The sequence below is a fragment of the Lentzea sp. NPDC054927 genome (assembly GCF_053610285.1).
The window spans coordinates 373,966-398,269 of sequence record NZ_JBSGXZ010000002.1; the positions used below are offsets into that span (position 1 = coordinate 373,966).

The 24,304-nt window shown below is 68.0% G+C and carries 27 protein-coding genes; 10 read left to right on the forward strand and 17 right to left on the reverse strand.

Annotation, left to right across the window (positions count from 1 at the left end):
- Positions 1-14 precede the first annotated feature (14 nt).
- The 3 genes from ACWGE0_RS05190 to ACWGE0_RS05200 all read left to right on the forward strand — a co-directional run bounded on the left by ACWGE0_RS05190 (position 15) and on the right by ACWGE0_RS05200 (position 1,543).
- Positions 15-350: a VOC family protein gene (locus tag ACWGE0_RS05190; RefSeq protein ID WP_452259635.1), complete on the forward strand. Its 336-nt coding sequence runs from the start codon at positions 15-17 to the stop codon at positions 348-350.
- A 94-nt stretch (positions 351-444) separates the two neighbouring features.
- The gene (locus tag ACWGE0_RS05195) at positions 445-1,119 is read left to right on the forward strand and encodes a DUF4328 domain-containing protein (RefSeq protein WP_452259636.1); all 675 of its coding nucleotides are present in this window, start codon (positions 445-447) and stop codon (positions 1,117-1,119) included.
- 10 nt (positions 1,120-1,129) lie between these two features.
- The gene (locus ACWGE0_RS05200; protein ID WP_452259637.1) at positions 1,130-1,543 is read left to right on the forward strand and encodes a MarR family winged helix-turn-helix transcriptional regulator; all 414 of its coding nucleotides are present in this window, start codon (positions 1,130-1,132) and stop codon (positions 1,541-1,543) included.
- On the opposite strand, the gene ACWGE0_RS05205 is transcribed toward ACWGE0_RS05200, so the two are convergent.
- Both ACWGE0_RS05205 and ACWGE0_RS05210 read right to left on the reverse strand, forming a co-directional pair.
- A complete protein-coding gene (locus ACWGE0_RS05205; RefSeq protein WP_452259638.1) occupies positions 1,527-2,468 on the reverse strand; it encodes an NmrA/HSCARG family protein in 942 nt (313 codons plus the stop codon). The genes ACWGE0_RS05200 and ACWGE0_RS05205 overlap by 17 nt on opposite strands.
- A gap of 32 nt (positions 2,469-2,500) precedes the next feature.
- Positions 2,501-2,869, reverse strand: coding sequence for a winged helix-turn-helix transcriptional regulator (locus tag ACWGE0_RS05210; RefSeq protein ID WP_452259639.1), 369 nt, complete (start codon positions 2,867-2,869; stop codon positions 2,501-2,503).
- Positions 2,870-2,965: 96 nt separating this feature from the next.
- On the opposite strand from ACWGE0_RS05210, the gene ACWGE0_RS05215 reads away from it, so the two are divergent.
- Complete coding sequence (locus ACWGE0_RS05215) at positions 2,966-3,352, forward strand: RidA family protein (protein ID WP_452259640.1); 387 nt, start codon at positions 2,966-2,968, stop codon at positions 3,350-3,352.
- A gap of 56 nt (positions 3,353-3,408) precedes the next feature.
- A complete protein-coding gene (locus ACWGE0_RS05220) occupies positions 3,409-3,828 on the forward strand; it encodes a hypothetical protein (protein ID WP_452259641.1) in 420 nt (139 codons plus the stop codon).
- On the opposite strand, the gene ACWGE0_RS05225 is transcribed toward ACWGE0_RS05220, so the two are convergent.
- Genes ACWGE0_RS05225 through ACWGE0_RS05235 form a run of 3 tightly spaced genes read right to left on the reverse strand, consistent with a single transcriptional unit; the run spans position 3,829 to position 5,442 of the window.
- A complete protein-coding gene (locus ACWGE0_RS05225; RefSeq protein ID WP_452259642.1) occupies positions 3,829-4,263 on the reverse strand; it encodes a hypothetical protein in 435 nt (144 codons plus the stop codon).
- On the reverse strand, positions 4,260-4,625 hold the full coding sequence (locus ACWGE0_RS05230; RefSeq protein WP_452259643.1) for a hypothetical protein: 366 nt from the start codon (positions 4,623-4,625) through the stop codon (positions 4,260-4,262). The genes ACWGE0_RS05225 and ACWGE0_RS05230 overlap by 4 nt, the downstream gene beginning before the upstream one ends.
- Before the next feature lie 40 nt (positions 4,626-4,665).
- Positions 4,666-5,442, reverse strand: coding sequence for a Tat pathway signal sequence domain protein (locus ACWGE0_RS05235; protein ID WP_452259644.1), 777 nt, complete (start codon positions 5,440-5,442; stop codon positions 4,666-4,668).
- A gap of 167 nt (positions 5,443-5,609) precedes the next feature.
- On the opposite strand from ACWGE0_RS05235, the gene ACWGE0_RS05240 reads away from it, so the two are divergent.
- Positions 5,610-6,638: an FAD-dependent oxidoreductase gene (locus ACWGE0_RS05240; protein ID WP_452259645.1), complete on the forward strand. Its 1,029-nt coding sequence runs from the start codon at positions 5,610-5,612 to the stop codon at positions 6,636-6,638.
- A gap of 29 nt (positions 6,639-6,667) precedes the next feature.
- Here ACWGE0_RS05240 and ACWGE0_RS05245 read toward each other — a convergent pair whose 3' ends face one another.
- The 7 genes from ACWGE0_RS05245 to ACWGE0_RS05275 all read right to left on the reverse strand — a co-directional run bounded on the left by ACWGE0_RS05245 (position 6,668) and on the right by ACWGE0_RS05275 (position 15,361).
- A complete protein-coding gene (locus ACWGE0_RS05245; RefSeq protein WP_452259646.1) occupies positions 6,668-6,910 on the reverse strand; it encodes a hypothetical protein in 243 nt (80 codons plus the stop codon).
- 222 nt (positions 6,911-7,132) lie between these two features.
- The gene (locus tag ACWGE0_RS05250; RefSeq protein ID WP_452259647.1) at positions 7,133-8,206 is read right to left on the reverse strand and encodes a S1 family peptidase; all 1,074 of its coding nucleotides are present in this window, start codon (positions 8,204-8,206) and stop codon (positions 7,133-7,135) included.
- A gap of 10 nt (positions 8,207-8,216) precedes the next feature.
- The gene (locus ACWGE0_RS05255) at positions 8,217-10,931 is read right to left on the reverse strand and encodes an AbfB domain-containing protein (protein WP_452259648.1); all 2,715 of its coding nucleotides are present in this window, start codon (positions 10,929-10,931) and stop codon (positions 8,217-8,219) included.
- 7 nt (positions 10,932-10,938) lie between these two features.
- Positions 10,939-11,907 (reverse strand): ABC transporter permease, encoded by a 969-nt coding sequence (locus ACWGE0_RS05260; protein ID WP_452259649.1) that lies wholly within the window; start codon positions 11,905-11,907, stop codon positions 10,939-10,941.
- Positions 11,904-12,860, reverse strand: a complete 957-nt coding sequence (locus ACWGE0_RS05265; RefSeq protein WP_452259650.1) for an ABC transporter permease — start codon at positions 12,858-12,860, stop codon at positions 11,904-11,906. The genes ACWGE0_RS05260 and ACWGE0_RS05265 overlap by 4 nt, the downstream gene beginning before the upstream one ends.
- Complete coding sequence (locus tag ACWGE0_RS05270) at positions 12,817-14,331, reverse strand: sugar ABC transporter ATP-binding protein (protein ID WP_452259651.1); 1,515 nt, start codon at positions 14,329-14,331, stop codon at positions 12,817-12,819. Before ACWGE0_RS05270 ends, ACWGE0_RS05265 begins: the two co-directional genes overlap by 44 nt.
- Positions 14,321-15,361 carry an ABC transporter substrate-binding protein gene (locus ACWGE0_RS05275; protein WP_452259652.1) on the reverse strand — a complete coding sequence of 347 codons (1,041 nt, stop codon included), beginning with the start codon at positions 15,359-15,361 and terminating at the stop codon, positions 14,321-14,323. Before ACWGE0_RS05275 ends, ACWGE0_RS05270 begins: the two co-directional genes overlap by 11 nt.
- 126 nt (positions 15,362-15,487) lie before the next feature.
- Between ACWGE0_RS05275 and ACWGE0_RS05280 the strand changes: the two genes are divergently transcribed.
- Positions 15,488-16,477, forward strand: a complete 990-nt coding sequence (locus ACWGE0_RS05280; protein WP_452259653.1) for a LacI family DNA-binding transcriptional regulator — start codon at positions 15,488-15,490, stop codon at positions 16,475-16,477.
- Between the two features lie 46 nt (positions 16,478-16,523).
- Here the strand turns inward: ACWGE0_RS05280 and ACWGE0_RS05285 are convergent, their stop codons facing one another.
- The 5 genes from ACWGE0_RS05285 to ACWGE0_RS05305 all read right to left on the reverse strand — a co-directional run bounded on the left by ACWGE0_RS05285 (position 16,524) and on the right by ACWGE0_RS05305 (position 20,683).
- Entirely contained in the window at positions 16,524-17,021 is a 498-nt protein-coding gene (locus ACWGE0_RS05285; RefSeq protein WP_452259654.1) for an O-acetyl-ADP-ribose deacetylase, read from the reverse strand.
- Positions 17,022-17,034: 13 nt separating this feature from the next.
- Positions 17,035-18,315, reverse strand: coding sequence for a prolyl oligopeptidase family serine peptidase (locus ACWGE0_RS05290; protein WP_452259655.1), 1,281 nt, complete (start codon positions 18,313-18,315; stop codon positions 17,035-17,037).
- 11 nt (positions 18,316-18,326) lie between these two features.
- On the reverse strand, positions 18,327-18,695 hold the full coding sequence (locus ACWGE0_RS05295; protein WP_452259656.1) for an STAS domain-containing protein: 369 nt from the start codon (positions 18,693-18,695) through the stop codon (positions 18,327-18,329).
- 97 nt (positions 18,696-18,792) lie between these two features.
- Entirely contained in the window at positions 18,793-19,701 is a 909-nt protein-coding gene (locus ACWGE0_RS05300; RefSeq protein ID WP_452259657.1) for an AraC family transcriptional regulator, read from the reverse strand.
- A 109-nt stretch (positions 19,702-19,810) separates the two neighbouring features.
- Positions 19,811-20,683, reverse strand: a complete 873-nt coding sequence (locus ACWGE0_RS05305; protein ID WP_452259658.1) for an SGNH/GDSL hydrolase family protein — start codon at positions 20,681-20,683, stop codon at positions 19,811-19,813.
- Positions 20,684-20,766: 83 nt separating this feature from the next.
- Between ACWGE0_RS05305 and ACWGE0_RS05310 the strand changes: the two genes are divergently transcribed.
- The 3 genes from ACWGE0_RS05310 to ACWGE0_RS05320 all read left to right on the forward strand — a co-directional run bounded on the left by ACWGE0_RS05310 (position 20,767) and on the right by ACWGE0_RS05320 (position 24,264).
- Complete coding sequence (locus tag ACWGE0_RS05310) at positions 20,767-21,294, forward strand: isochorismatase family protein (protein WP_452259659.1); 528 nt, start codon at positions 20,767-20,769, stop codon at positions 21,292-21,294.
- 65 nt (positions 21,295-21,359) lie between these two features.
- Positions 21,360-23,690, forward strand: coding sequence for a hypothetical protein (locus ACWGE0_RS05315; RefSeq protein WP_452259660.1), 2,331 nt, complete (start codon positions 21,360-21,362; stop codon positions 23,688-23,690).
- A gap of 97 nt (positions 23,691-23,787) precedes the next feature.
- Positions 23,788-24,264, forward strand: coding sequence for a nucleotidyltransferase domain-containing protein (locus ACWGE0_RS05320; RefSeq protein WP_452259661.1), 477 nt, complete (start codon positions 23,788-23,790; stop codon positions 24,262-24,264).
- Positions 24,265-24,304: the final 40 nt, after the last annotated feature.

Consider the following 24,304-nt stretch of genomic DNA (forward strand, 5'->3'; position numbering starts at 1 on the left):
AAGGAGCGATCGAGATGTCCGGACAGGTCAACTGGTTCGAGCTGCCCGCCGACGACACGGCGCGGGCGCGGGCGTTCTACGCAGGCGTGTTCGGCTGGGAAACCAGCCCGATGGGCGAGGACTACCACTTCATCACCAACGGTGCCCGCGGCGCCATCGCGGCCAAGGACGCGCAGCTCACCCAGCCGCGCATCTACTTCCACACCACGGACATCGACGCGTCCGTGCGCAAGGTCGCCGAGCTCGGCGGCAAGGGCGACGACGTGCAGACCGTGCCGGACGTCGGCCGCATCGCGCACTGCTCGGACGACCAGGGCACGCCGTTCAGCCTCTACGAGCCCCAGAGCTGAGTAGCGGGACTGAGTTGCAGGGCTGAGTTGCCGAGTGGCCCGTCCTCGCGGGCGGGCCACTCAACATTTCCGGGTTTGGGAGCGTCTGACGGGCATGGAGCACTTCAGACCCGTGCGAGGCCTCGGTCTCGCTGCATCCGTTCTCGTCGGACTCGTCGCCCTCGGCAACATCGCGGAGGCGGCGGTCGGCTGGTTCACCTACGCGACCGTCGGCGACTACCGGGCCGGCACCGCGACGCGCGCCGACCTGAGGACCGTCGACCAGGTCAACGCCCTCGTCGACTGGCCGCTGACCCTGCTCGGTCTCGCCGCAATCGTCGTGTTCATCATGTGGCTGTACAACGCCCGCATCAACGCCGAGCGCCTCACGTACGCCAACGAACACCGCCACAGCCGCGTGTGGGTCTGGCTCTGCTGGTTCGTGCCGATCGTGAACCTCTGGTTCCCCAAGCACGTCGTCGACGACGTCTGGCGGGCCAGCGATCCCCAGCAGCAGGAAGTACCGCTGCAACAACGCGTTCAGTCCAGGACGACCACCCGCTGGTGGACCGCCTACATCCTGATGTGGCTCTTCGACCTGGCGTACGTGCGGTTCTTCGAGAACGGCCAGTTGACGACCGAGTCGTTCCAGATCGCCGCGGTGCTGAGCACCATCAGCGCCGCCGTCGGAATCGTCGCCGCCCTCCTCGCCGTGCAGGTGGTGCACCGAATCTCGGAGTTCCAAAGCACTCCGCTCAGTCCTCTTCGGACCGAGCAGCTGCCGGGTTAACATGCTCGGCATGTCGGACATCGGCGTGCTCTCCGCGCATCTACTCTCGGGCTTCCAGAAGGAGCTCTTCACCCGCCTGTCCGAGGCGGGTCACGAGCACCTGCGCCCACGCCACGGCGCGATCATGGCCTACATCGCCCCCGACGGCACCCGCGCGAGCGAGCTGTCCGAGCGCTCCGGCCAGCACAAGCAGGTCGTGGGCACGCTGATCGACGAGCTGGAGCGCCTCGGCTACGTCGTCCGCCAGCCCGACCCCGCGGACCGGCGGGCGAAGCTGGTCGTGCCCACCGAAATGGGGCGCGACCAGATGGTCCAGGCCAAGAAGATCATCGCCGACATCGAGGACCGGCTGGCCCGCCAGGTCGGGCCCGAGCGGTTCGCCGAGTTCAAGAAGGTGTTCGCGGAGATCACTGACCGACCGTGATCTCCTCGCGGTGCGCCGCCAGGAACTCCTCGAGCGTCAGCCAGGTGGGCACGATCTCGCGGGTCAGCCCGGCGTCGCGGCGCGGCAGGATGTGGTCGGAGAACTCCGCGTAGTACTGGAACATGTTGCCCAGCTCCACCGCCGCCGGGAAGCCGAGCGCGCGGAAGTCGTTGTGGGACATGGGTTCGTACTGGACGGTCTCACCCAGCACCGCACTGAAAGCCTCCGCCACCTGCTCGCCGGTCAGGTGCTCGGAGCCCAGCCCGATCGTGTGCCCGATGGTCTCGGCCGGCCGCTTGAGCACGCTCACGATCGCCTTGCCGATGTCCTCGCTCGCGATGCCGGAGATCTTGCTCTCCCCCATCGGCAACGACAGCTTCAGCGCACCGTCGGCCGCGCGGCGCGGCGCCAGGTCACGCAGCAAGTTGTTCCAGTAGAAGGACATCCGCACGTACGTCGTCGGCAACCCGGCCTGCTCGAACAACGCGTCCGCCTCGCCGCCCTTCACGTCGAAGTGCGGCACCTTGTACTTCTCGTCGAGCGTCGGCATCCGGTCGTCGTCCAGCGAGATCACCTCGCGGGTGTCCTCCAGCGTCGACCACACGACGTGCTGCAGACCCTTGGCCGCCTCGACGAGATTCGTGACCTCTTCCAGCTCCTTCGCCGCCGACAGGTGCGTGAAGAACGGCGTCACCAGGTACGCCCCGTACGCGCCGTCGAACGCCCTCCGCAGGCTGTCGACGTCGTAAAGGTCGGCCGCGACGACCTCGGCCCCCAGTTCGGAGAGCTTGCGAGCGGCGTCCGACTCGGTGTTGCGGGTGAGCGCGCGCACCGCGAACTCCCCGTCGGCCAGCAACGCCCGTGCGACCGCCCCGCCCTGCTCGCCGGTCGAACCCACCACAGCAATGATCTTCTTCTCGGTCATGCCTCCACCATATAGTCACCAATCAGTGACTATCAAGCTGAGTGACCAAAGCGACTCCGCGCCTCCTCGATCTCGCTCAGATACCGCGTCGTCCATGCGCACATCGCGTCCACGGTCGCCCGCAACGCCTGACCGGGCTCGGTCAGCGTGTAGTCGACGCGCGGCGGCACGGTCGGATGCACGACCCGGGTCACCAGCCCGTTGCGCTCCAGCAGCCGCAGGTTCTGGGTCAGCATCTTGTGACTGATGCCGTCGACCTCGGTCTTCAGCTCGGTGAAGCGCTTCGTGGAGTCGCCGATGGTCTCGACGATCAGCAGCGCCCACTTGTTGGCGATGTCCGAGAAGATCTCGCGCGCCAGCGAATCCGCGCGGGCCAGATCCCCGCTGAGCTGCTTGCTCACCTTGTGGTTCCTCACTCACGAAAAAGTGCGTTCTTCCAGGTCGAAGCCCACTCTCCTACGGTTACCGAGTAACCACAAGAGAGCAGGAAGAGAGTCATGATCACGCTCATCAACTCCGACGAGCTGCCGAAGATCGACGTCTACCACCACGTGGCCGTCGCCACCGGGTCGAAGACCGTCTACCTGGCCGGTCAGGTCGCCTGGGACACCGAGCTGGACCTCGCCGCGCAGGTCGAGCAGGCCTACGTGAACGTGCACACCGCGCTCAAGGCCGCCGGCGCGACGTTCCGCGACCTGGCGAGGGTCAGGATCTACGTCGTCGACTGGACGCCGGACAAGATGCCCGAGCTGCTCAAGGGCATCGAGAACGCCATGACCCGGCTCGGCGAGTCCGCGAAGGCACCCGCCGCGCTCATCGGGGTGCAGGCGCTGGACGTGCCGGAGCACCTCGTCGAGATCGAGGCGACCGCCGTGATCGACTGATTTACCGGCGGCTAACCGCGGCAGCAGAAGCTCCGAACCAAACGAGGAGGAGCACCATGCGCAAGATCCTGGCCGCCGGAGCCGTCGCGGGGGCAGTGGCGACACTGCTGAGCACCGGCACCGCCCACGCCGAGTCCAACCAGTACTGCGGCAACGTCACGCAGATCGGGTCGACGGCCTACGTGAAGAACTACGACGAGACCGTGGCGTCGGTGAAGCAGTACAAGGGCTGCGGCAAGAACTTCTCCTACATCTACGTGTGGGACTCGTGGATCGCCACCGCGGGCCGGGACTTCATCCTCCGCACGCACATCTACACCCGCGACAACAACACGCACGGGTACAAGACGGGTGCGCGGGGGCAGCGCGAACTGTGGGGTGGCCCCGCGGACACGCTGGACCGGTGCACGCGTGCGCACGGCGAGGTCGACGGCAGCAGCTACTTCCTGTTCGCCAAGACCGGTGAGCGTTGCTGATCAGCAGAACTCCGCGAGACCGTCGGACACCCTGACCGACACGGTGATGCGCCCGGCCGGACTGTGCCGGTCGGGCCCGTACTCCGGCAGCAGGGTCTTGGCAGCCCTGATGCTCGTGTCGTAGGCGCGGACGTGCTGGGCGCACCCGCACCGGTGGTTCAGCGGAGCAGGACACGCGAACAGGGAACGCAACCGTTCGACGTCCTCGGACTCGACAACGGCCGACCACACCATGACGTCGTCTTCCTCGCCGTAAGCCACGAAGTCGTCGTAGCTGAACGACCGGAGCTCGCCGACGTCACAGGCCGCGCAGAACAACACGCGCTTGTAGTCGTGCATCCGCTCGTGCGGTCCGCGTTCATGGATGCCGATGACGACTTCTTGCTCGCCCTTGCAGATCAGGCAGTTGTCCGACGGCACGTGCCTCAGGCTCATCTGCGCATGCTGATCAGCAAGGCCAGGCCGGCCGACAGCGCGATCACCGCCGCCGCAACGAGCTGGTTGAGCCAAACGGCCCAAAGGCCGCCCTCTCCCGCACGCAGCGCCACGATGATCAGCCACAGCGCCAGCGCGATCGACAGCGGCTGGACGAACGGCACGTCCAGCGGTGCCATCGCCCGCACCATGCCGAGCAGCATCAGCACGACGGCCAGCCCCATGGACCACCAGTAGGGCCGGAAAGCGTGCGTGGCCGCGCTGAAGTGCAGGACCGGTGGCGCGGCGATCAGCCACACGCCAGCCAGAAAGGCGGCGACACCGGCCCTGCTCTCGACGGTTCGTCCGTGTACGTCCCCCACGCGAGTAATTCTCACCTCCGAACGGCCGTCAGGGAACACCTCATTCGTTCCGGTACGCCTTCATGTTCCGCAGCAACAGATAGGTGTCCTGCAGTTGCGCTGAGTCGCTGATGGACCGGTAGATGCCCCACTTCGGATGCGCCTGGTCACCGCCCAGCCACATGTCGATGCCGGTGCGCGACGCGTTGACCACGGTGGTGCCGCCGTCCTTCAACGCGAACCGCGCGCTGCCCGAATCGCCGACCTTGATCTCGATCTCCACGTCGATCCACTTGTTGCGCAGCGGCGCCAGCGCGGTGCTGCCGAGCTTCGACTGTCCCGCACCGAAGAGCCGCAGCTCGATGGACTCGTTCGAGCCGGAGCGGAACAACGACACCGTGATCACAGGTGAGGCGACCCCGGTGTGCTTGACCTGGAAGATGTGCGTGAAGCTGGTGGTGCCCTTCAACGAGCTCGGGATGTACATCTGGTAGTTGAAGCGCCAGGTCTCATTCTTCTTCATGTCCTGGCGGCTGCCGTTCTTCTGGATCGCGCGCACCTCGTTGCGCTGCCGGTCCGAACCGTCCCGATCGGACTTGTGCATCACGAACCGGTACTGGTCCTGCTCCGCGAAGATGTGCGTGGCGGACGGGTGGGAGTTCGAGCGGTCGTCCTCGATGCCCACGAACGCCTTGAGCCCGTCGACACCCGGATTCGGGCCCCACTTCTCCGTGAACGCGGTCGCTCCTACCTCTGCGGACGCGACACCGGCCGCGAACGGCGTCGCCGCGATGGCGAGCGCTCCTCGCATTGCCGTGCGGCGGTTGAACAGCTCCATCGGCTCCTCCTCGAACCTAGGCGGCGGTTCGAGGCGGCGGTACCCACCACGATCGCGACAGACCTCCGATGTGTCAAGGGCTCACATATGTGGAGGAACCTTGCAGATCCGGTGAAGGTGTTGCCGGGAAACGGGAACCGCCCGGTAGATCGGTTCTACGGTCAGGCATGGACACCGTGGACGTGCTCGTCGTCGGCGCCGGTCTGGCCGGGCTCAACACCGCCCGCCTGCTCGCCGAAGCAGGCCTCGACGTGGCGGTCTGCGAACGCAGGACCAGCCTCGACACCGGCATTCGGACCACGGGCATCTTCGTCCGGCGCACCCTCGCCGACTACGAGCTGCCACACCTCGGACCTGCTGTGCGGCGAGTGCTGCTCTACCCGCCGTCGCTCGCGGAACCGGTCGAGCTGCTCAGCGATCGCGACGAGTTCCGGGTCGGTGACATGGCGGGCATCTACGCCCAGGCGGTGAAGGACGCCGAACGGGCAGGGGCGCAGGTCCACCTCAACGCCGGTTATCCACTCAAGGCGACCAAAGCCCGGTTCACCATCGGCGCGGACGGCGCTCGCTCGACCGTCGCGAAGAAGCTCGGCCTCGACGTCAACCGGCAGCTGATCACCGGGATCGAGGAGGTCTACCCGATCAGGACCGGCTCCACGCCGACGTTCCACTGCGTCGTCGACCCGCGGCTCGCACCCGGCTACATCGCCTGGGTCATCGACGACGGCGAGCACGCGCACGTCGGCCTGGCAGGCCGCGCCGACCGCTTCACCGCACCTCTTCCCCAGCTGCTGCAACGGTTCCGCGACAGCTTCCCCACCCCGGAACCCGCCGGGCCCGCCAAGCGCAGGGGCGGTCCGATCCCGGTCGGCGGGCTGCTGCGCAACATCGTGTCACCGCAAGGGCTGCTGGTCGGCGACGCGGCGGGCGCGGTCTCCCCGCTCACCGCCGGCGGGCTCGACCCGTGCATGCGGATGTCCGAGCTCGCCGCCACGGTCACGTTCGACTACCTGCGCAGCGGCAACAAGTACGTGCTGGAGCACTACGGCGCGGCGCTGCGACGCCGTTACCTCATCCGATCGACGATGCGGCGCGGTCTGTCGCTCGTTCGCCGGCCGAGCCTGGCCGAGCTGGCGTTCACCGGGCTGCGCACGCCGCTCGGGAAGGCCGTGGCGAAGCGGATTCTGTTCACCTAGGACGATTCGGCAAGGCTCCGCGTGGCGCTTCAGGGCCGCGTTTCCACTCGCATGCCGTCGCACATCGCCTCGCCCATGACCTGGTTCGCTTCCAAGGACACAAACCGTCGATCAGCAGTTCGTTGGTAACCAGCACGGTGCCGTCGGGCTTTGATGTGAGCGTTCGGCACGCCATTGAGCGCGGCTTGCTCGGCGGCCATGGTGACGGAGCCGAGGATCGTGTCGACTTTCATTTCGTCGTCCGGCGAGGTGCCGCCCACGGCCTTGGTCACACCACAGGTTCCAGCGCGGGTGGCCGGCGAAGTCGGCGATGAGACCGCAGATCCGCTCCTGAGGCGCCGAGATGACCGCGTCGACGCGACAGACCACCGAGCGAGCACCAAACCGACTGCCAACACGTGACCACCTCAGAAAGATCCCACCGGGACGCAGACACGAAGACACATGCGTCTACGTCCCGGCGGACATGAGCAGATCAACCGGTCATCGGCCGATCAGGCGGTCAGCAGCGTCAGCCCGTAAACACGCAGGATCTCGTTGACGGGCTGGAACCACGTGCGGCCACCGCCGGAGCAGTTGCCGTACCCGCCGGACGTCACGCCCTGCGCCTGGTCACCGGTGATGAACGAGCCACCGGAGTCGCCAGGCTCGGCGCACACGCTGGTGCCGACCATCTCGTAGACCGCGCCCTGCTGGTAGTTCACGGTCTCGTTGCGGCCCTGGACCACGCCGCAGTGCCAGTGCGTGGTCGAGCCCGAGCGGCACACCGAGGTGCCGGGCGGGGCCTCCCACGAGCCGCGCACCAGGGCGTCGCTCACCTGGCCCCAGCCGAGCACGACCGGGACGTTCCACCAGCCGCCGCCGGTGCGGACCCAGCCGTAGTCGTTGGTGGGGAAGGAAGAGCCGACGAACTCGCCCTGCCACGACCGGTCCCAGCCGTAGACGTTCCAGGCGCCGACGTTGCAGTGCCCGGCGGTGACGTAGCCGCCGTGCACGGAGAAGCCGATCGAGCAGCGGACGTTGCCCGTGTAGAACGGGTCACCGCCCACGGTGCCGGCCGCGAACGGCTGCGGCCGCTGGACGCCTTCGGTGTTGACGACGACGTCCTTGGGCAGCCCCGAGACGTCGGCACCCGGCAGGGCGTCGACCACCACGGCGCCGCGCTGGACGTCGACCCGCCACCCGGCGACGTCCTTGGACACCGAACCGGCCTTCGACAGTCTGTCGATGCCGTTCTTCACCGCGTTCAGCGATGCGAAGGTCTTCGTGCGCAGCACCGGCTGGGCGCCTGCGGCCTTGACCGCGTCGACCTTCGCCGGGTCGGTCACCGCGACCTGGAGCTTGCCGTCGGCGAACCAGCTGCCGCCGTATGCGTCGGCGGCGGCTTCCTGGGCGGCCGGCGCGATCTTCAGCGCCACCTTCTCGTCGCGGATCCTGGTCAGCGCCTGCGCGGCGGTGATGCCGAAGTCGCGGCTCATGGCGTCGACGACCTCGGTCGACGCCGCTGCGGCAGGGACGGTGATCGTGCTCAGCACGATCGCGGACACGGAAACTATGCGTAGCAGCATGTTTTCTCTCCTACGGTGCCCAAGGTGAGCTCACGGCCCAGCTCACGTCTTGGTTGTACGAGGCAGGGTTGTCGTACGTGTGCGCGCCGCCGTTCGAGGCGACCCAGACCTCCTCCTGGTAGTGCCGGATGTTGGTGCCGAGCTCGTTGACCGACTCCAGCCGCACGCCACCGTTGCCCGGCTGGGCGCAGAACGTGGCGTCACGGCGGAACAGGTCGGTGTTGTCGTTGGTGCCCAGGCGAACGCGGAAGTCGGCGTGCCGCAGGAAGTTGCCCGGGAGGTTGCGGGACTCGAGCGAGTAGCAGGTCGGGTCGGCGAGTCCGCGCCTGATCACGAACGTCGAGTCGCCCTTGAGCAGGCCGTCGCTCGTGCTCGTCACGACGTCCGTGCGCGCCAGGCCGTCGCGGTGCCGCAGGTAGCGATCCGTGAAGCCGGGCGTAGTCACCCGGAACGACCTGGCCTGGTCCACCGGCAGGTCCGCGCCGCTGTGCCACAACGCGACGCCGATCGCCCAGGTGGTGTCCGCGGCGAACGAGTTCGGCGTGTCCCAAGGGTTCGGGCCGCCGGAGCGCGCCAGGTAGACGCCCTCGTTGTAGTGCCGGACGAACGAACCACGCACGTTGAACGACTCCAGCGCGGTGCCGCCCGAGCCTTCTCGTGCGCAGAACGTGGCATCGGCGGCGATCGTGCCGTTGTTCACGTCCGTGCGGATGCGTCCGTTGCTGTGCCTGAGGAACTGGCCCGGGAAGTTCCGCGCCTCGAACGAGTAGCAGGCCGCATCGGCGAGACCGGGACGCACGTGGAACGTAGCGTCCAGCCTGCCCAGGTCCGTGCTGATCACGTCGGTGCGCGCGAGGCTGTCCTGATGGCGCAGGTACCGGTCGGTGTAGCCGGACGTGGTGACGCGCAACGACGCCAGGTCGTCCGGGCCCACCGAGGTGCCCTTCGCGACCGCCAGCACCTTCAGGTTGATGTCCCGCACCCGTGCCTCGGTCATCTTCAGCACGCGCCGGTCGTAGGTGTAGAAGCCGTTGACCTCGTTCTCCACGTCGTAAGGCTCGGTGTAGACCGCTGCGGACAACCCGCGCGTGTGGACCAGGCGCGCGACCTGTTTGACGATCTCCTCGTACCGCTTGGTCAGCGACTGCTCGTCCGGATACAAGGCGCCGTAAGCGAATCCCGCACCCGGCTGGTACTCGTGGCCGACGACCCTGCGGCCCAGGCCACCGAACTCGCCGAGCATCGCGACCCTGGTGGCGTCGGGAAGCCGGTTCGCCGTCGTGATCTGGTAGGCGTGGTCGTCGATGATGTCGCCGTTGCCCGGATCAGGGTCCGAGACGCAGCAGTTGGAGCCCGAGTTGTGGTTGATCAGGCGGGTGTTGTCGATCCACCGGATCAGGTTCACGATCCGGCCCGCTTCGTACTCGCCCCAGCCCTCGTTGAACGGCACCCACTGCACGATCGACGTGATGCCCTTGAGCTGGTCGATCATCCGGCGCAGCTCGGACTCGTAGTTGGCGTGCGAGTTCGGTGCCTCGTCGATCGAGTCGACGGACGGCATGTCCTGCCAGACCATCAGGCCCAGCCGGTCCGCGTGGTAGAACCAGCGCGCCGGTTCGACCTTGATGTGCTTGCGGACCATGTTGAACCCCAGGGCTTTCTGGCGTTCGAGGTCGAAGCGCAGCGCCTCGTCGGTCGGCGCGGTGTAGATGCCGTCCGGCCAGTAGCCCTGGTCGAGCGTGCCGTTCTGGAAGACGAACTTCCCGTTCAGCAACGGCCGCATGACGCCGCCGACCATCGCCTTGCCGAGCGAGCGCATGCCGAAGTAGCCGGTCACGACGTCCCCGCCGGCCAGCGTCACGCGCAGGTCGTAGAGGAACGGGTCGTCCGGCGACCACAGTCTGGCGTTCGGCACCGGCACCCGCAGCAAGTTGCCGGTGATGCCGGTCTGCCTGCCGACCACCTGTCCGCCGCTGAGCACCTCTGCGGTGAGCGACTGCCCGGTGGTGCCCTGCACGACCAGGTCGAGGGTGCCCGCGCCGACGTTCGGAGTGGTGTCGAGGCGCGTGATGTTCGCGGCTCGCACCGGTTCCAGCCACACGGTCTGCCAGATGCCCGACGCCGCGGTGTAGAAGATCCCGCTCGGGTTCCGGCGCTGCTTGCCGATCGGGTAACGGCTGCCGTCCACCGGTGAACTGACGCCGACGACGATCTCGTTCGCGCCCGCCTGGAGCGCGGGCGTGATGTCGAACGAGAACGCGTCGAAGCCGCCGGTGTGCGTGCCGACCTGCCTGCCGTTGACCCAGACTCTGGTCTCCCAGGTCACGGCACCGAAGTTGAGCCGCACGTTCCGGCCGTTCCAGGTGGAGGGAACGGTGAAGGTGCGGCGGTAGAACATGTTGTCCTCGTGCCGCTTGATGCCCGACAGAGCGGACTCGATCGGGTACGGCACCAGGACGCCCTCGGCCAGCGGCCTGCCGATGGGCGGGCTGTTCAGGTTCGGCGCCCCGGCGAACTCCCAGACACCGTTGAGGTTCTGCCACTCGGTGCGCACCAGCTGCGGGCGCGGGTACTCGGGCAGGGCGTTCGTCGGCGACACCTGGGAGGTCCAGGGTGTCGAGAGCGGAGGGACTTTCGGTACCCACTCCACGGCATGCGCTGTTGGCGTCAGGAAGGTCGCTGAGATCAGGATCGAGACCAACACGCCCAGGACGCGTCTGGTCATGGCTCTCCTATCTTCGGAGTATCCGTTGCAGGACAACGACGATGAGCAGGAAGACGCCGCTGACCACTGACTGGTAGTTGCTGTCGAGCGTGCCGATCTGGTTGATGACGTTCTGGATGACCTTGATCAGGCCGACGCCGATCACCGTGCCGAGGACCGTGCCCATGCCGCCGGTCAGCAGGGTGCCGCCGATGACCACCACCGCGATCGCGTCCAGCTCGGTGCCGACGCCGATGACCGTGACCCCGGACTGGAGATAAGCGGCGGTCAGGGCGCCGGCGAGACCCGCCAGCGTGCCGCTCATCGTGTAGACGAGGATCTTGGTCTTGGCGACGGGAACACCCAGCAGGACCGCGGACTGCTCCGCGCCGCCGGTCGCGAACACGTTCTGGCCGAAGCTCGTGCGGTTCAGGACCATTCCACCGAGGACGGCGAGCACCGCCGCGATGAAGATCGGATAACCGAAGCCGAGCACCGTGCCCCGGCCCAGTTCGACGAACGCGCTGTCTCCCGCGATCTTGTACGTGGTGGAGCCCTCGTCGGTGATCGCGAGCAGGAGTCCGCGGGCGAACAGCAGCGATGCCAGCGTGACGATGAACGGCGCCATGTTCGTGCGGGCGATCAGCAGGCCGTTGATCAGCCCGATCAGGCCGCAGACGAGCAACGGCAGGGCCAGCGCGACCAGGAAGCCGTACTGCGAGCCCCAGGCCGCCAGCACGCCGCCCAGGGCGTAGAGCGAGCCGACGGACAGGTCGATGCCGCCGGTGATGATCACGAACGTCATGCCGATCGCGATCACCGCGAGGAACGAGCCCTGCAGGACGAGGTCGCGCAGGTTGTCGAGGCTGCCGAAGCGAGGGAAGACCAGCCAGGACACCGCGACCATCAGCACCAGAGCGACGGCGGCGCCCTGGCGTTGCAGGACCTTGGTCCTCGCCGCCGCCCTGGGAACAGCCGGAGTGGTTGCGGTGATCATCGGCGCTCCCGTGCCACGTACACGGCGGCGATGATGATCGCGGCCTGGATCATCTGCGCGATCGAGTCCGGCAGGTTGTGCTTGATCAGGGTGGCCCGGACGAGCTGCATCAGGATCACGCCGAACACCGTGCCGAGCACGCGCACTTTGCCGCCGGTGAGCGGGGTTCCGCCGACGACCACCGCGGTGATCGCGGACAGTTCCATCAGCAGGCCCATGTCCGCAGGATCGCTGGCGGCGAGCCTGGAGGTGGCCAGCACGCCGGCGACCGCCGCGAGCACGCCGCAGATGGCGTAGACGCCGACCAGCACCCGGTTGACCGGGAGTCCGGCCAGTGTGGCGGCCTTGCGGTTGCCGCCGATCGCGACGAGCTGGCGGCCGAACGTCGTGCGGTTCGTGAGAGCGGCGACCATTATCGCCAGCAAGCCCGCTATCAGCACGCTGATCGGGATGCCGAGCACGTCGTCGGTGCCGAGCGCGAGGAACGTGGGGTCGTGCAGCTGGACCAGCTGGCCGTTCGCGATGACCAGTGCCAGGCCGCGACCGCCCACCAGCAGGGCGAGGGTCGCGACGATCGGCTGGATGCCGACCTTGGCGACGAGGAAACCGTTGAAGGCTCCCGCCAGCAGGCCGACCACGAGCGCCATCGTGATCGCGACGAGCGGACCGGCGCCGAGGTAGAGCGGGATGATCGCGGCGGCCAGCGCCATGACCGCGCCGACGCTCAGGTCGACGCCTTCGGTGCCGATCACGAGCGCCATGCCGAGCGCGACGATCAGCACGGGTGCGGCCTGGACGAGCTGGGTGGTCACGTTGCCCAGCGTCAGGAAGTTGGCCGTGAACAGGGCGTTGAACAGCAGCAGGACGGCAACGGCGAGGTAGACACCGTTGTCCTGCAACCAGCGCGTCCTAGTGGCTGTTCTGGTGGCTGCCGTGGTGGCTGTCTGCGTCATCGATCACCTCCGCCGCGATGGCCTCGAGCACGTGTTCCCTGGTGAGCTGGGCTCCCTCCAGCTCACCCGCCACCTCCCCGTCCCTCAGCACGATGAGCCGGTCCGCGCCGTCGAGCAGTTCGTCGAGTTCGGAACTGATCAGCAGCACCGCCAGGCCTTCCCGCGCGAGCTCGTCGATCAGCGCCTGCACTTCCGCCTTGGCGCCGACGTCGATGCCGCGCGTGGGTTCGTCGAGCAGCAGGATCTTCGGCTCGGTGCACAACCATCTGGCCAGCAACACCTTCTGCTGGTTGCCGCCGGACAGTTCCGCTACCTTCTGTTCGGGGCTGGAAACCTTGATGCGCAGGCGTTTGACGAACGTGTCGACGATCCGGTCCTGTTTGGACCTGCTGATCACGCCGAACCTGCTCAGCCTCGGCAGCGCGGCCAGCACGATGTTCTCGCGCACGGACAGGTTCGGGATGATCCCCTCCGTCTTGCGATCCTCCGCCAGCATGCTGATGCCGGCTCTGGTCGCCGCCTTCACGTTGTGCGGTACCGGTTTGCCCGCGACGAGCACGGTGCCGTGGTCGAGCGGGAGCGCGCCGATGATCGCCTTCGCGGTCTCCGTGCGCCCCGATCCGAGCAGGCCGGCGAGGCCGACGACCTCGCCGGGCCGGATCGAGACGTCGACGCCCCTGATGCGCGGCTTGCTGGTCAGACCCCGTGCTTCGAGCACCGGCTGGGTGTCGGCGTGGTGACTTTCACCGAACGCCGTGGTGCCGTGCTGCTCGATCTCGCCGACCGATCGGCCGAGCATCAGCGAGACGAGTTCGATGCGCGGAAGTTCTTTGAGAGGACCGCTGTGCACCTTCCGCCCGTCTCTCAGCACCGTGACGGCGTCGCAGATCCGGTAGAGCTCGTCCATCCGGTGGCTGACGTAGATGATCGCGATGCCCTCCTCGTGCAGCTTGCGCACGACGTCGAGCAGCGTCTCCACCTCTCGCGGTTCGAGCGACGACGTGGGTTCGTCCATGATCACGACGTCCGCGTCCGCCTCGACCGCCCTGGCCAGCGCCACCATCTGCTGCTCGCCGACCGCGAGTGTCCCGAGTGGACTGCGCACGTCCGCCGTGATGCCGTAGCCGCGCAGCAGTTCGGAGGCTTCGGCGTCGCGGCGGGCGCGGTCGATCAGGCCGAACCGGTTGCGCGGCTCGCGGCCCAGGAACAGGTTGGCGGCCACGCTCATCAGCGGGACGAGGTTGACCTCCTGGTAGATCGTGGAGATGTGGCCGTGACGCTCGACGCGACCGGCATCCGGGGTGTGGATGCCGGTCAGCACCTTGATCAGCGTCGACTTGCCGGCGCCGTTCTCACCGACCAGCGCGTGGATCTCGCCCCGGTGGAGGGTGAAGTCCACGTCGTCGAGTGCGCGGACGCCGGCGAAGGTCTTGGTGACGCCGGCGACCTCGATCACCGGATCAGTAGGCATTGCCGAGCTTCTGCTGGGCGTTCGTGCTGTCGTACTCGTCGTCGGAGATCACGATGTTCTGCGGGATCTCGTCGCCCTTGCCGAACTTCTCCAGCGTGTCGAACGCGAGCGGCCCGAAGCGCGGGTTCGACTCGACCACCGCGGTGTAGCTGCCGTCCGCGACGAGCTGCACGGCGTTGCGCGTGCCGTCGACGGACACGATCTTGATGTCCTTGCCCGGCTGCTTGCCCGCGGCCTTGAGAGCGATGACGGCGCCCAGGCCCATCTCGTCGTTCTCCGCGTACACGGCGGTGATGTCCGGGTGGCTCTGGATCAGCTGTTCCATCACGGCCTGGCCCTTGGACCTGTCGAACTCGCCGGTCTGCTCGGCCACGACCTGCAGGCCGCTGGTGCCCGCGATCCCGTCCTTGAAGCCCTTGGTCCGGTCGGTGGTGACGTTGTTGCCCGACGCGCCGAGCAGGATCGCGACCTTGCCGGTGCCGCCGGTCGCCTTGATCATCTGCTGCGCGGCCCGTTTGCCCTGCTCGACGAAGTCGGAGCCGATGAACGTGAGGTAGTCCGTGCAGGGCTGCGAGGTCACCTTGCGGTCGATGGTGATCACCGGGACCTGCTTGGCCTTGGCCGCGTCGAACGCGGGCTGCAGGCCGTCGGAGTTGAGCGGCGCCACGATCAGCAGCTTCGCCCCGCGGTCGATCAGCGACTTGATGTCGCTGATCTGCTTGTTCAGGTCGCTCTGCGCGTTCGTGTACAGCAGCTCGGCGCCCCGCTTCGCGGCCTCGTCCCTGATCGACTGCGTCTCCGCGGTGCGGAACGGGTTCGCTTCCTTCTCCGACTGGGAGAAGCCGACCATCGCACCCTTCACGTCGATCTGCGGATACCCGATCTTGCTCCGCGCACAGCCCGGACCAGCGCTTTGTTGCTGTGCGGCCGACGCGGCCGGCCCACCGCTGGACGCGGTCGTGGGGCTCTCTCTACTGGTGCAGCTCGTGACGAGCAGTGCGGTGACGGCGATCAGCAGGATGCGAGACATCGTTGGCTCCTACATACACGGGCTGTGCGTGGACGCGCTCTCACCGCTAGATTTGCATCGTTGTTCCAACGATGTAAAGACCGAGAGTTCCCGGTACTTTTCCCGGTACTTTTTCTGGAGGCTGCGTTGGCCACGCTCAAGGACGTCGCCCGGCTGGCGGGCGTCTCGGTGAAGACCGTGTCGAACGTGGTCAACGGCTACTCGTTCGTCAAACCCGACAACCGCCGCCGCGTGGAAGCAGCCCTGGAGGCCACCGGCTACCGCCCCAACCTGGGCGCCCGCAACCTGCGCCGCGGCCGCACGGGCTTCATCGCCCTGGTCCTCCCCGAACTCTCCATCCCCTACTTCGCCGAACTGGCCGGCCTGGTGATCGCCGCCGCCCAGGAACACGAGTGGAACGTGCTCATCGAGCAGACCTTCGGCACCCTGTCCGGCGAACGCCTGGCCCTGGCCTCACTCGGCCCGCACCTGGTGGACGCCGCGATCCTGAGCCCGGAAGCGCTCCAGGCGGACGACTTCCAGCTCTCGGTCCCCGCGGTCCTGCTGGGCGAGCACGCCGTGGACGTCCCGATCTCGCGCGTGGGCATCGACAACGTGGCCGCCTCCATGGCCGCCGTCCGCCACCTGATCTCGCTGGGCCGCACCCGAATCGCCGCGATCGGCGCCCACCCCCAACGCGGTACCGCCGCGCTGCGTCTCGAGGGCTACCGCGCGGCGTTGGCCGAGGCTGATCTGGCTTTCGACCCGTCGTTCGTGGTGCCTGCCCTGAACTACCACCGGGCGGACGGTGCCGCGGCGATGAAGTCGTTGCTGGACATGCGGAACCCACCCGACGCCGTGTTCTGCTTCAACGACCTGCTGGCGATCGGCGCGATGCGGGCCGCTGCCGAACGGTTCGTGCGGGTGCCGCGCGACCTGGCGATCGTCGGGTTCGACAACAACGAGGAGAGCGTTTACAGCTCCCCTTCGTTGACGTCGATCGCGCCGGACAAAGCGGCTATCGCTTCTGCGGCTGTCGATCTGCTGCATGCACGGGTCGGGTCGCCTGATCTGGTGCTGGACGACGTGCAGACGCCGTTCTCGTTGCTGGTCAGGGAGAGCACGGTGGCCCGGTGAAGTTCGGCCCGAACCACATCGTGTTCGTCGGGTACGAGATCGCGGACTACGGCCGCGCGTAGGCGTTGTACGCCGCCTGGTCGAACAGCACGAACCTGACCAGCTCGACCGGCGCGTCCTGCACCGCGGCGCGCGCGATCTCGGCGGCGTCCTCGACCGGCCAGCGGTAGATGCCGGTGGAGATGGCAGGGAACGCCACCGCTTTGGCGCCGAGCTCGGCCGCCACGAGCAGCGAGTTGCGGTGGCAGTCGGCCAGAAGCTCCGAACGGTCCTCGGTGGCCGACCAGACCGGGCCGACGGTGTGCACGACCCACCGTGCGGGCAGGCGTCCGGCGGTGGTGGCGACGGCCTGGCCGGTTTTGAGGCCGCCGCCGTAGTGGCCGGCGCGGAGTTTGCGGCATTCCGCGAGGATTTCCGGGCCGCCCTTGCGGTGGATCGCTCCGTCCACGCCTCCGCCGCCGAGCAGGGAGGAGTTGGCGGCGTTCACGATCACGTCGACTTCCTGCTCGGTGATGTCGCCGAGGACGTACTCGATGGTGGCCACGTCCCCGATTGGATCACGACAGCGGGCAGGTCGACACGTCGGCCGGCCGTGACAGCGTCGCGGACGCCGGTGGCGCCACCCCGTCCAGCCACCGCTCCAAAGCCACGAACGCCGAACGGTGACAAGGCGCCAACGGCCGCAACCGATCCGGATAAGCGTCCACGAGCCCGTCCACGTGCGTGCCCTGCTCAACCCGGTAGTACCGATGCAGCCGATCAGGCGTCATAGCCGCGTACACGTCCGAATCCTGGCTGATCGGCAGCAACACGTCATAAGTCCCGTGCACCGTCAGCAACGGCCGCTGAACCCGCCCAGTCAACCCAACGCGGGACACCGCGGGCCCTGCGATTCGACGTCGTGCGGCATACGAGTAGTCGGCGTCGCAGGAAGGCGTCCCGGAGGCGCAGAACGGCACCCCGGCCTCCAGCTCACCGTCGAACCGAGGATCGAACTCCTCGCGGTAGATCCGCTGCGTGAGGTCCCAGTAGTAGCGGTAGTGGTAGTCCCACAAGAACTCCGTACCCGCGGGAAAACCGGCCGCCACCATCGCGGCGTGCGCAGAGGGATCACCAGCGACATGGGCCGGGTAGGCGCGCAGCACAGGAGGCAGGAACGTCAACGGGTTCGGACCGTCGACCGTCCACAGTGTCCCCTCCCAGTCGACGCCGCCGTCGTAGAGGTGCGGGCGGTTCTCCAGCTGCCAGCGGACCAGGTAGCCGCCGTTGGAGATGCCGGTGGCGATGGTGCGGCGCGGGGCGTGGCCGTAGCGGGACCGGACGGCGGTGCGGGCGGCGAGGGTGAGCTGGGTGAAGCGGTGGTTCCACTCCTCCATCGCGCGGCCGTCGCGGTAGAACTGCGCGCCGGTGTTGCCCTTGTCGGTGGCGGCGAAGGCGTAGCCGCGGGACAGGACCCAGTCGGAGATGGCGCGGTCGTTGGCGTATTGCTCGCGCACGCCGGGGGCGCCGGTCACGACCAGGCCGCCGTTCCAGCGGTCCGGCAGCCTGAGCACGAACTGCGAGTCGTGTTGCCAGCCGTGGTTGGTGTTGGTGCTGGAGGTGTCCGGGAAGTAGCCGTCGATCTGGATGCCCGGGACGGCGGAGGGTGCGGGCAGGGTGGCGCTGGTGAGGCCCGCCCAGTCGGCCGGGTCGGTGTGGCCGGACTGCGTGGTGCCGGTGGTGGTGAGGTCGGCGAGGCGGGCGAGTTGCTGACGTTCAGCGCCCGGCACGGTGACCGGCACCGTGACCGCGGCCGTGGGCGACGTCAGCGCGAGTACTAGTGCCAGCGGGAGCAACATAGCTGGTCAAGCTAGTGAGCGCGGCCCCTCGGCGACATGGTTGCCTCCCACACAAGGCCCGCTTTGAAGGTGGTGAAGCCGAACAGGTCCAGCACGCGGCGCACCTGGGGCTGGGTGCGGTGGAGGTCGAACGACTTGCCGTTGTAGTGCGCGGCGCACAGCAGGAGCAGCAGGCTGCGCAGGCCACTGGCCGACAGGAAGGTCACCTCGGCCAGGTCGACGGACACGCGGTTGGTCGCGGTGTCGGTGATGCCGGGCAGCACCGCCGCGAAGAACAGGTCGCAGGTCGTCACGTCCATCTCGCCGCGGCACGTGGCCACGAAACTGGTGCCCGAGCGCTGTGTCTGCACGGCGAACGGGCTGGTCTCACAGCCGGTCATCGGACCTCACCTCAAAGAGCGGGGGTCCACCTCACCGCACCGCGGCGGCCCGTCGATAGCAGCGCAAACGAAGGCGGGACCGGGAAAACGAAGTGCGTCAGCCTGACCGCAAGGTCTGCGATGGCGAGACACCGTAGGCGGCGCGGTAGTGAGCGGCGAAGACACTCGCGCGGGCGTACCCCCACCGGACGGCGATCGCGGTGACAGTTCCGTTCGCGGCGCGTAGGTCGGCATCGGCACACGAGAGGCGCACGCGTCGGAGGTAAGCCATCGGCGTCGTGTCGAGGTGACGGCGGAACGCGAGTTGTATTGCGCGGATGGACACGCGTGCGGCACGCGCGATGTCAGCGACGGTGATGTCCTTCGTGGCGTTGTCGTCGATGAACGCGACAGCGCGCCGCACGGTCCGAGGGTGCGCATCACGGCGTTCTGCGGCCGTCCACTCCACCAGCGTGCTGTTGGGGAACGTCGCGAGTGTGGTGGCGACCAACAGCCGTATCGCGTTCGCCACCACAAGAGGGTGGCTCTCGAACATCGGCAGCACCTGGTTCTGCAAATGCTCGATCGTCGACCGCCACACAGCAGCAGCACCAGGCGAGAGAGGACTGCAGCCATCGAAGCGAACGTCGTCCGCGACCTCGTCCACTACGTCCTGGCCGAACACCACCATGGACGCCTGCGGGTCCTCGGCGCCCACCGTGAAAGGCCGGCCGGGAGGCATCGCCAGGAAGACGTCGTCGGACGCCACGAACCGGTCCTCGTCGTCCGAGGTGTACCAGAGCCGGCCGGACGTCAGATGCCCGAAGACGTACGCATCGAGCGGATCACCCAGGGCCTCGAACCCGATGTGACCGCGGAGCTGGTCGAACCGGACCGGCCCGAGCCTGCGCGACTCCAGCCGCAGCGACGGGCTCCGCGCTCCGCTGTTGAACCGCAACCGCGTGTACGCCGAGCTCAGCACCTCGTGCGCCTCGTCCAAGTCCGTCATCTCGACGACCTGCTCCACCTGCTGCACGATCCTCGCCCGGTCCGGCGCTGTCCATCACCAGAGGGGCGGAACGCTCTGCCTCAAAGCCATTGCAGAGCGTTCCGCCGTTCAGCCCAGCAAGTCCGGCTCAGTAAGCCCGGACGAGCGTCGCCAGGGCCGTCTGTCCCTGCTGGTTCGGGTGGAACACCGCCTCCGGGCCCTCCTGACCGGGCGCCAGCGCGTCGAAGCCGCGCAGGAACGGCGTGTCCGACTCGCACAGCGCGTGGCCGTTGAAGGTGTCGGGGCGGGAGAACGGACTGGAGAAGGTCACGAACACCCCCGCGCGGCGGGCCGCGGTCACCGCCGAGCGCAGCGTCGCGTCGAGGCCGTCAGCGACCTTGTTGCCTTCACGGCGTTCCGCGGTGGTGAGGATGCCGTCGCCGCAGATCGGGTCGAGAGTGGCGCCGGGAGGGTTGTCCGAAGTGGACACCTGACGGCCGTAGCCCACGAGAACGACGCGGGCGTGCGGGCTGCGCTTGCCGATCTCGGTCAGCAGAGCGGTGACGTTGCTGCCCATCTGCGGCAGCCTGGCCAGAATCGCGTCCGTGGGAGCGCCGGTGCAGTCGGCCTGGATGCACGTGCCGCCGTAGGTCGAGTAGTCGATGTCGTTGGTGCCCACGGTGAGCAGCACGAGGCCGGTGTCGCGCTTCAGGGCGTCGAGCTGGGCCGGGCGGTCCTTGAACGGACGGGAGAAGTCGGCGGTCGCGGCACCGCTGCAGCTCACGTTCGCGAACGAGCCGAGCCTGCCCGCGGCGCGCAGCCGGGCGGCCACCTGTTCGCCGTAGGAGTTGTTGCTGCGCCAGCAGTTGCCGGCCGTTCCGTCCTGGTAGTCGCCCGCCCCCGTGCCGGACGCGTAGGAGTCGCCGAGCACCACGAGCGACGTGGAATACGAGGCGTTGGCCGTGGGAGCGATCCCAAGAGCGGCCAGAACAGCAGTTAGGACAACAATAGTTCTTTTCACGGAACCCCCATGTTGATGTTGTGCCGTCACCATCCTGCCCGAGACGGGCATCGGCGCGCCGCCAATCGAGATACTGTGGCCGGATGAGGGCGGCGCTGGTGATCGTCGACATGCAGGAAGTGCTGATCCCCCACATGTGGCGGGGCGAGGAGCTGGCGGACCGGATCGCCGAACTCGCGGACAGGGCACGCGAACGCGGAGTGCCGGTGGTCGCGTTGCAACAGATCGGTGGCGCCATGTTCGCGCCAGAGGCACCCGGCACGCGGCTCTCCGCGCACCTTCGCCTGCAGCCGAACGACATCGTCGTCCAGAAGAGCGCGACCGACGGCTTCTACCGCAGCGCTCTCGCGGAGGTCCTCGACGGCTTCGACACCGTCGTGCTGACCGGGGTGGGCACCGACTACTGCGTGGACGCGACCGCGCGGTCCGCCGTGAGCCACGGGTTGGACGTGGTGCTGGTCGAGGACGGCCACTCGACCGCGGCGAACGGCGACCAGGAGGCCGGGCTCACCGCCGAGCAGATCATCGCGCGGCACAACCGGTTGCTCAGCGCGATGATCCACCCCGGCGGCACCGTGACCCTGCGCTCAGCAGCGGAGATCTTCCGCTGAACCCCGGTGACAACCGCGATCCGAGATGACACGATCCGCGCGGAAGTTCGTCTCTAGGGGGATCAGTGAGAACGTCTGGCAGACCCCGGCGTGGCGCCGGGGCACTCGTCGCCGCGCTCGTGGCAGGGCTCGTGGTAGTGGTACCGGGCACCGCGAACGCCGCCCAGCAACCGAACTGGGCGATGCCCCTCCCGGTCAAGTGGTCGACCACCGACTCCAAGCGGCCGCACGAGGAGATCACGACAGGCGACCAGAGGGTCGGGGCCTGGCGGGACGACAAGCACCACATCGGCAAGTCGTACCTCACCTTCGACATCACGCGGTTCAAGGGCACTCAGCTGTTCACCGCGAACCTGCGCACGCCGGAGAAGGCCGCGAACGACTGCACCAAGCCGCGCTCCACGCAGCTGTGGGTCGTGCAGCCGCAGGACAAGATCACCTGGGCGCACCAGCCGGCGGAGATCACGAACGTCGCGCCGAACCCGGTTCCTGACCAGGACTGCGTGTCGCAGGCGGTCACCTGGAACGTCGTCGAGCCCGTCAAGCAGGCCCTGGAGAAGGGCCAGACGACGATCACGTTCGCGCTCCGGATCGCCGAGCAGTTCCAGGGCGAGGCCGAGTACGGCCGCGCCTACGAGCCGACCGGAAGGCTCAACGCGACGTTCAACACGCCGCCGGGCACGCCGACCGATCTGAAGATCGACATCCACAGCTGCAACGGCACCACCACGCCCGTCATCCCCAGCCTCACGCCGCGTGTCAAGGCGACCCTGCACGACGCCGACCCCGACAACGGCGGTGTCAGCGGGCGGGTGGCGTTCTGGCCGGTGAACGCGCCGGAGCAGCGGACCGAGGTCGTGGCCCCCTGGGCTCCCGGGGTGGTCGACACCCTGTTCCCCGCGGGTCTGGTCCAGGACGGTGGCACCTACGCGTTCGCGGTGCGCACCGAGGACGGGTTCACGAACTCCGAGTGGTCCGCGCCGTGCCGATTCACCGCTGACGTCACCGCCCCCGCCACCCCGCCGGTGATCTCCTCGACCACCTACCGGGAGAACGGCGGCCCGCCCGGTGACGGCGGCGAGGGCATGCCGGGTGACTTCACCTTCGACGCGAACGGCGTGACGGACGTCGTCGCGTTCGAGTACGACGGTCTCGGCATCCCGTCCGGCCGGGTCAACGCGGACGCTCCCGGTGGCAAGGCGACGATCACGATCACGCCGACCACCGACGGCCCCGTCTCGATCCAGGCCCGCTCCCTCGACCGCGCCGGGCTGCGGTCGGAGACCAGGACCTACCGGTACTGGGTGCGCACGACCGGGCCGTGGGTGCAGCTCCCGCAGTTCGAGCTCGGCACGCCGGGCGAGGTCGTGTTCAACGCCAACCAGGACGGCGCCACGCGGTTCGTCTACCAGCTCGACAGCGGCCAGGAGCAGACGGTGCCCGTCGGCGAGGACCGCAAGGCTCGCCACACGTTCCTGTTCACCGAGCCGGGCAGCGAGTACCACTACCTGAAGGTCTGGACGGTCGACAGCGCCGGCACCAAGTCCGGTGTGTTCGACACGAGCTTCTACGTCGATCAGCTGCGGCCGTGGGTCGACGTCGACCCGTGGGACGGGATCGTCGGCCAGAAGCGCACGATCACCGTGTCGCCCAACAGGGACGGCGTTGTGTCCTATGTGTACAAGATCGGCGACGATCCCGAGAAGGTGCTGCCCGCGGCCGCGGACGGTTCGTTGACGTTCGAGTACACGCCGACGACCAAGGGCTACCTCGACGTGCTGGTGGCGAGCGTCAACGCGGCCGGCGTCCGGTCCGGCTGGGGCGACGGCACGGTCGTCGCCGAGGCACCGGCACCCACGGTGACGAGCAACGATTACAAGTACGAGCCGCAGGGCGCTCCTGGCCAAGCCGGGATGTTCACGTTCTCGTCGCCGCGGATCCCCGTCGTGTCGTACAAGTACCGGTTCAACGGCGATCCGTGGCAGACCACCACGGGCACGCAGGTCCAGTGGGCGCCCAAGAAGCCCGGCTACCACTACCTCTACGTGCGCGGCGTGACCGAGAGCGGCTTCGAGACCGACGAGCAGTCGTACATGTTCCAGGTGAAGCCGTTGCTGCCCACCGTGACCAGCCCGCAGTTCCCGGACGGCGGACCGGTGACGGCACGACCGAACCAGCCGGTCGAGTTCGTGGTGACACCGGCGCTGCCCGGTTCGCACGAGGTGCTGTGGTCCATCTCGTTCGGTGCGCCGACGGTCGTCCCGGTCGGCGAGGACGGCAAGGCGCGGTTCACCTACACACCCGGCGGGTCGTTCGAGCTGACGGTGTCGAGCCGGACGCCGGACGGCATCGTGTCCGGTGACGTCAAGCGCACGTACTCCGTGCCGACGTCGTGACGGGTGGTGGTCCGCCGGTGCGTCCACCGGCGGGCCACCTGCCGCGCCACGGGCAAAAGTGGTGGACCGCTCCAGGTTCCGGTGATTTCCTTCGCGGGTGATCGCGAAGGACGTGCTCGGCATCTTGGCGGCGTTGGACGGCAACGACATCTGGATCGGCGGCGGCTGGGGCATCGACGCGCTGGTGGGTGAACAGACCCGCCCGCACGAAGACCTCGACCTGATGCACCGCGAGGAGCAGGAACCGGAAGTCCTCGCAGCGCTGGGCAAGCTCGGGTTCGCCGAAACCCTGTCGTGGCGGCCGGTGCGGTTCGTGCTCACCGACGCGGGCGGCCGCGAGATCGACCTGCACCCGCTGCGGTTCGCGCCGGACGGCAGCGCCGAGCAGTCCTCGCTGACGCCCGGCGAACCGTTCCGCTACCCCGCCAATGCCTTCGTCACCGGCACCATCCTCGGCGTCACCGTGCCGTGCCTGTCGGTGGAGCAGCAGATCCACTTCCACCAGGGGTACGAGCCGCGCGAACGGGACCTGCACGACCTGGCGCTGCTGCGAAAGCTGGCGGAACCCATTTGAAATTCCGATGGCCCGCCGCCCAAAAGTGCAGAGCTTCCGG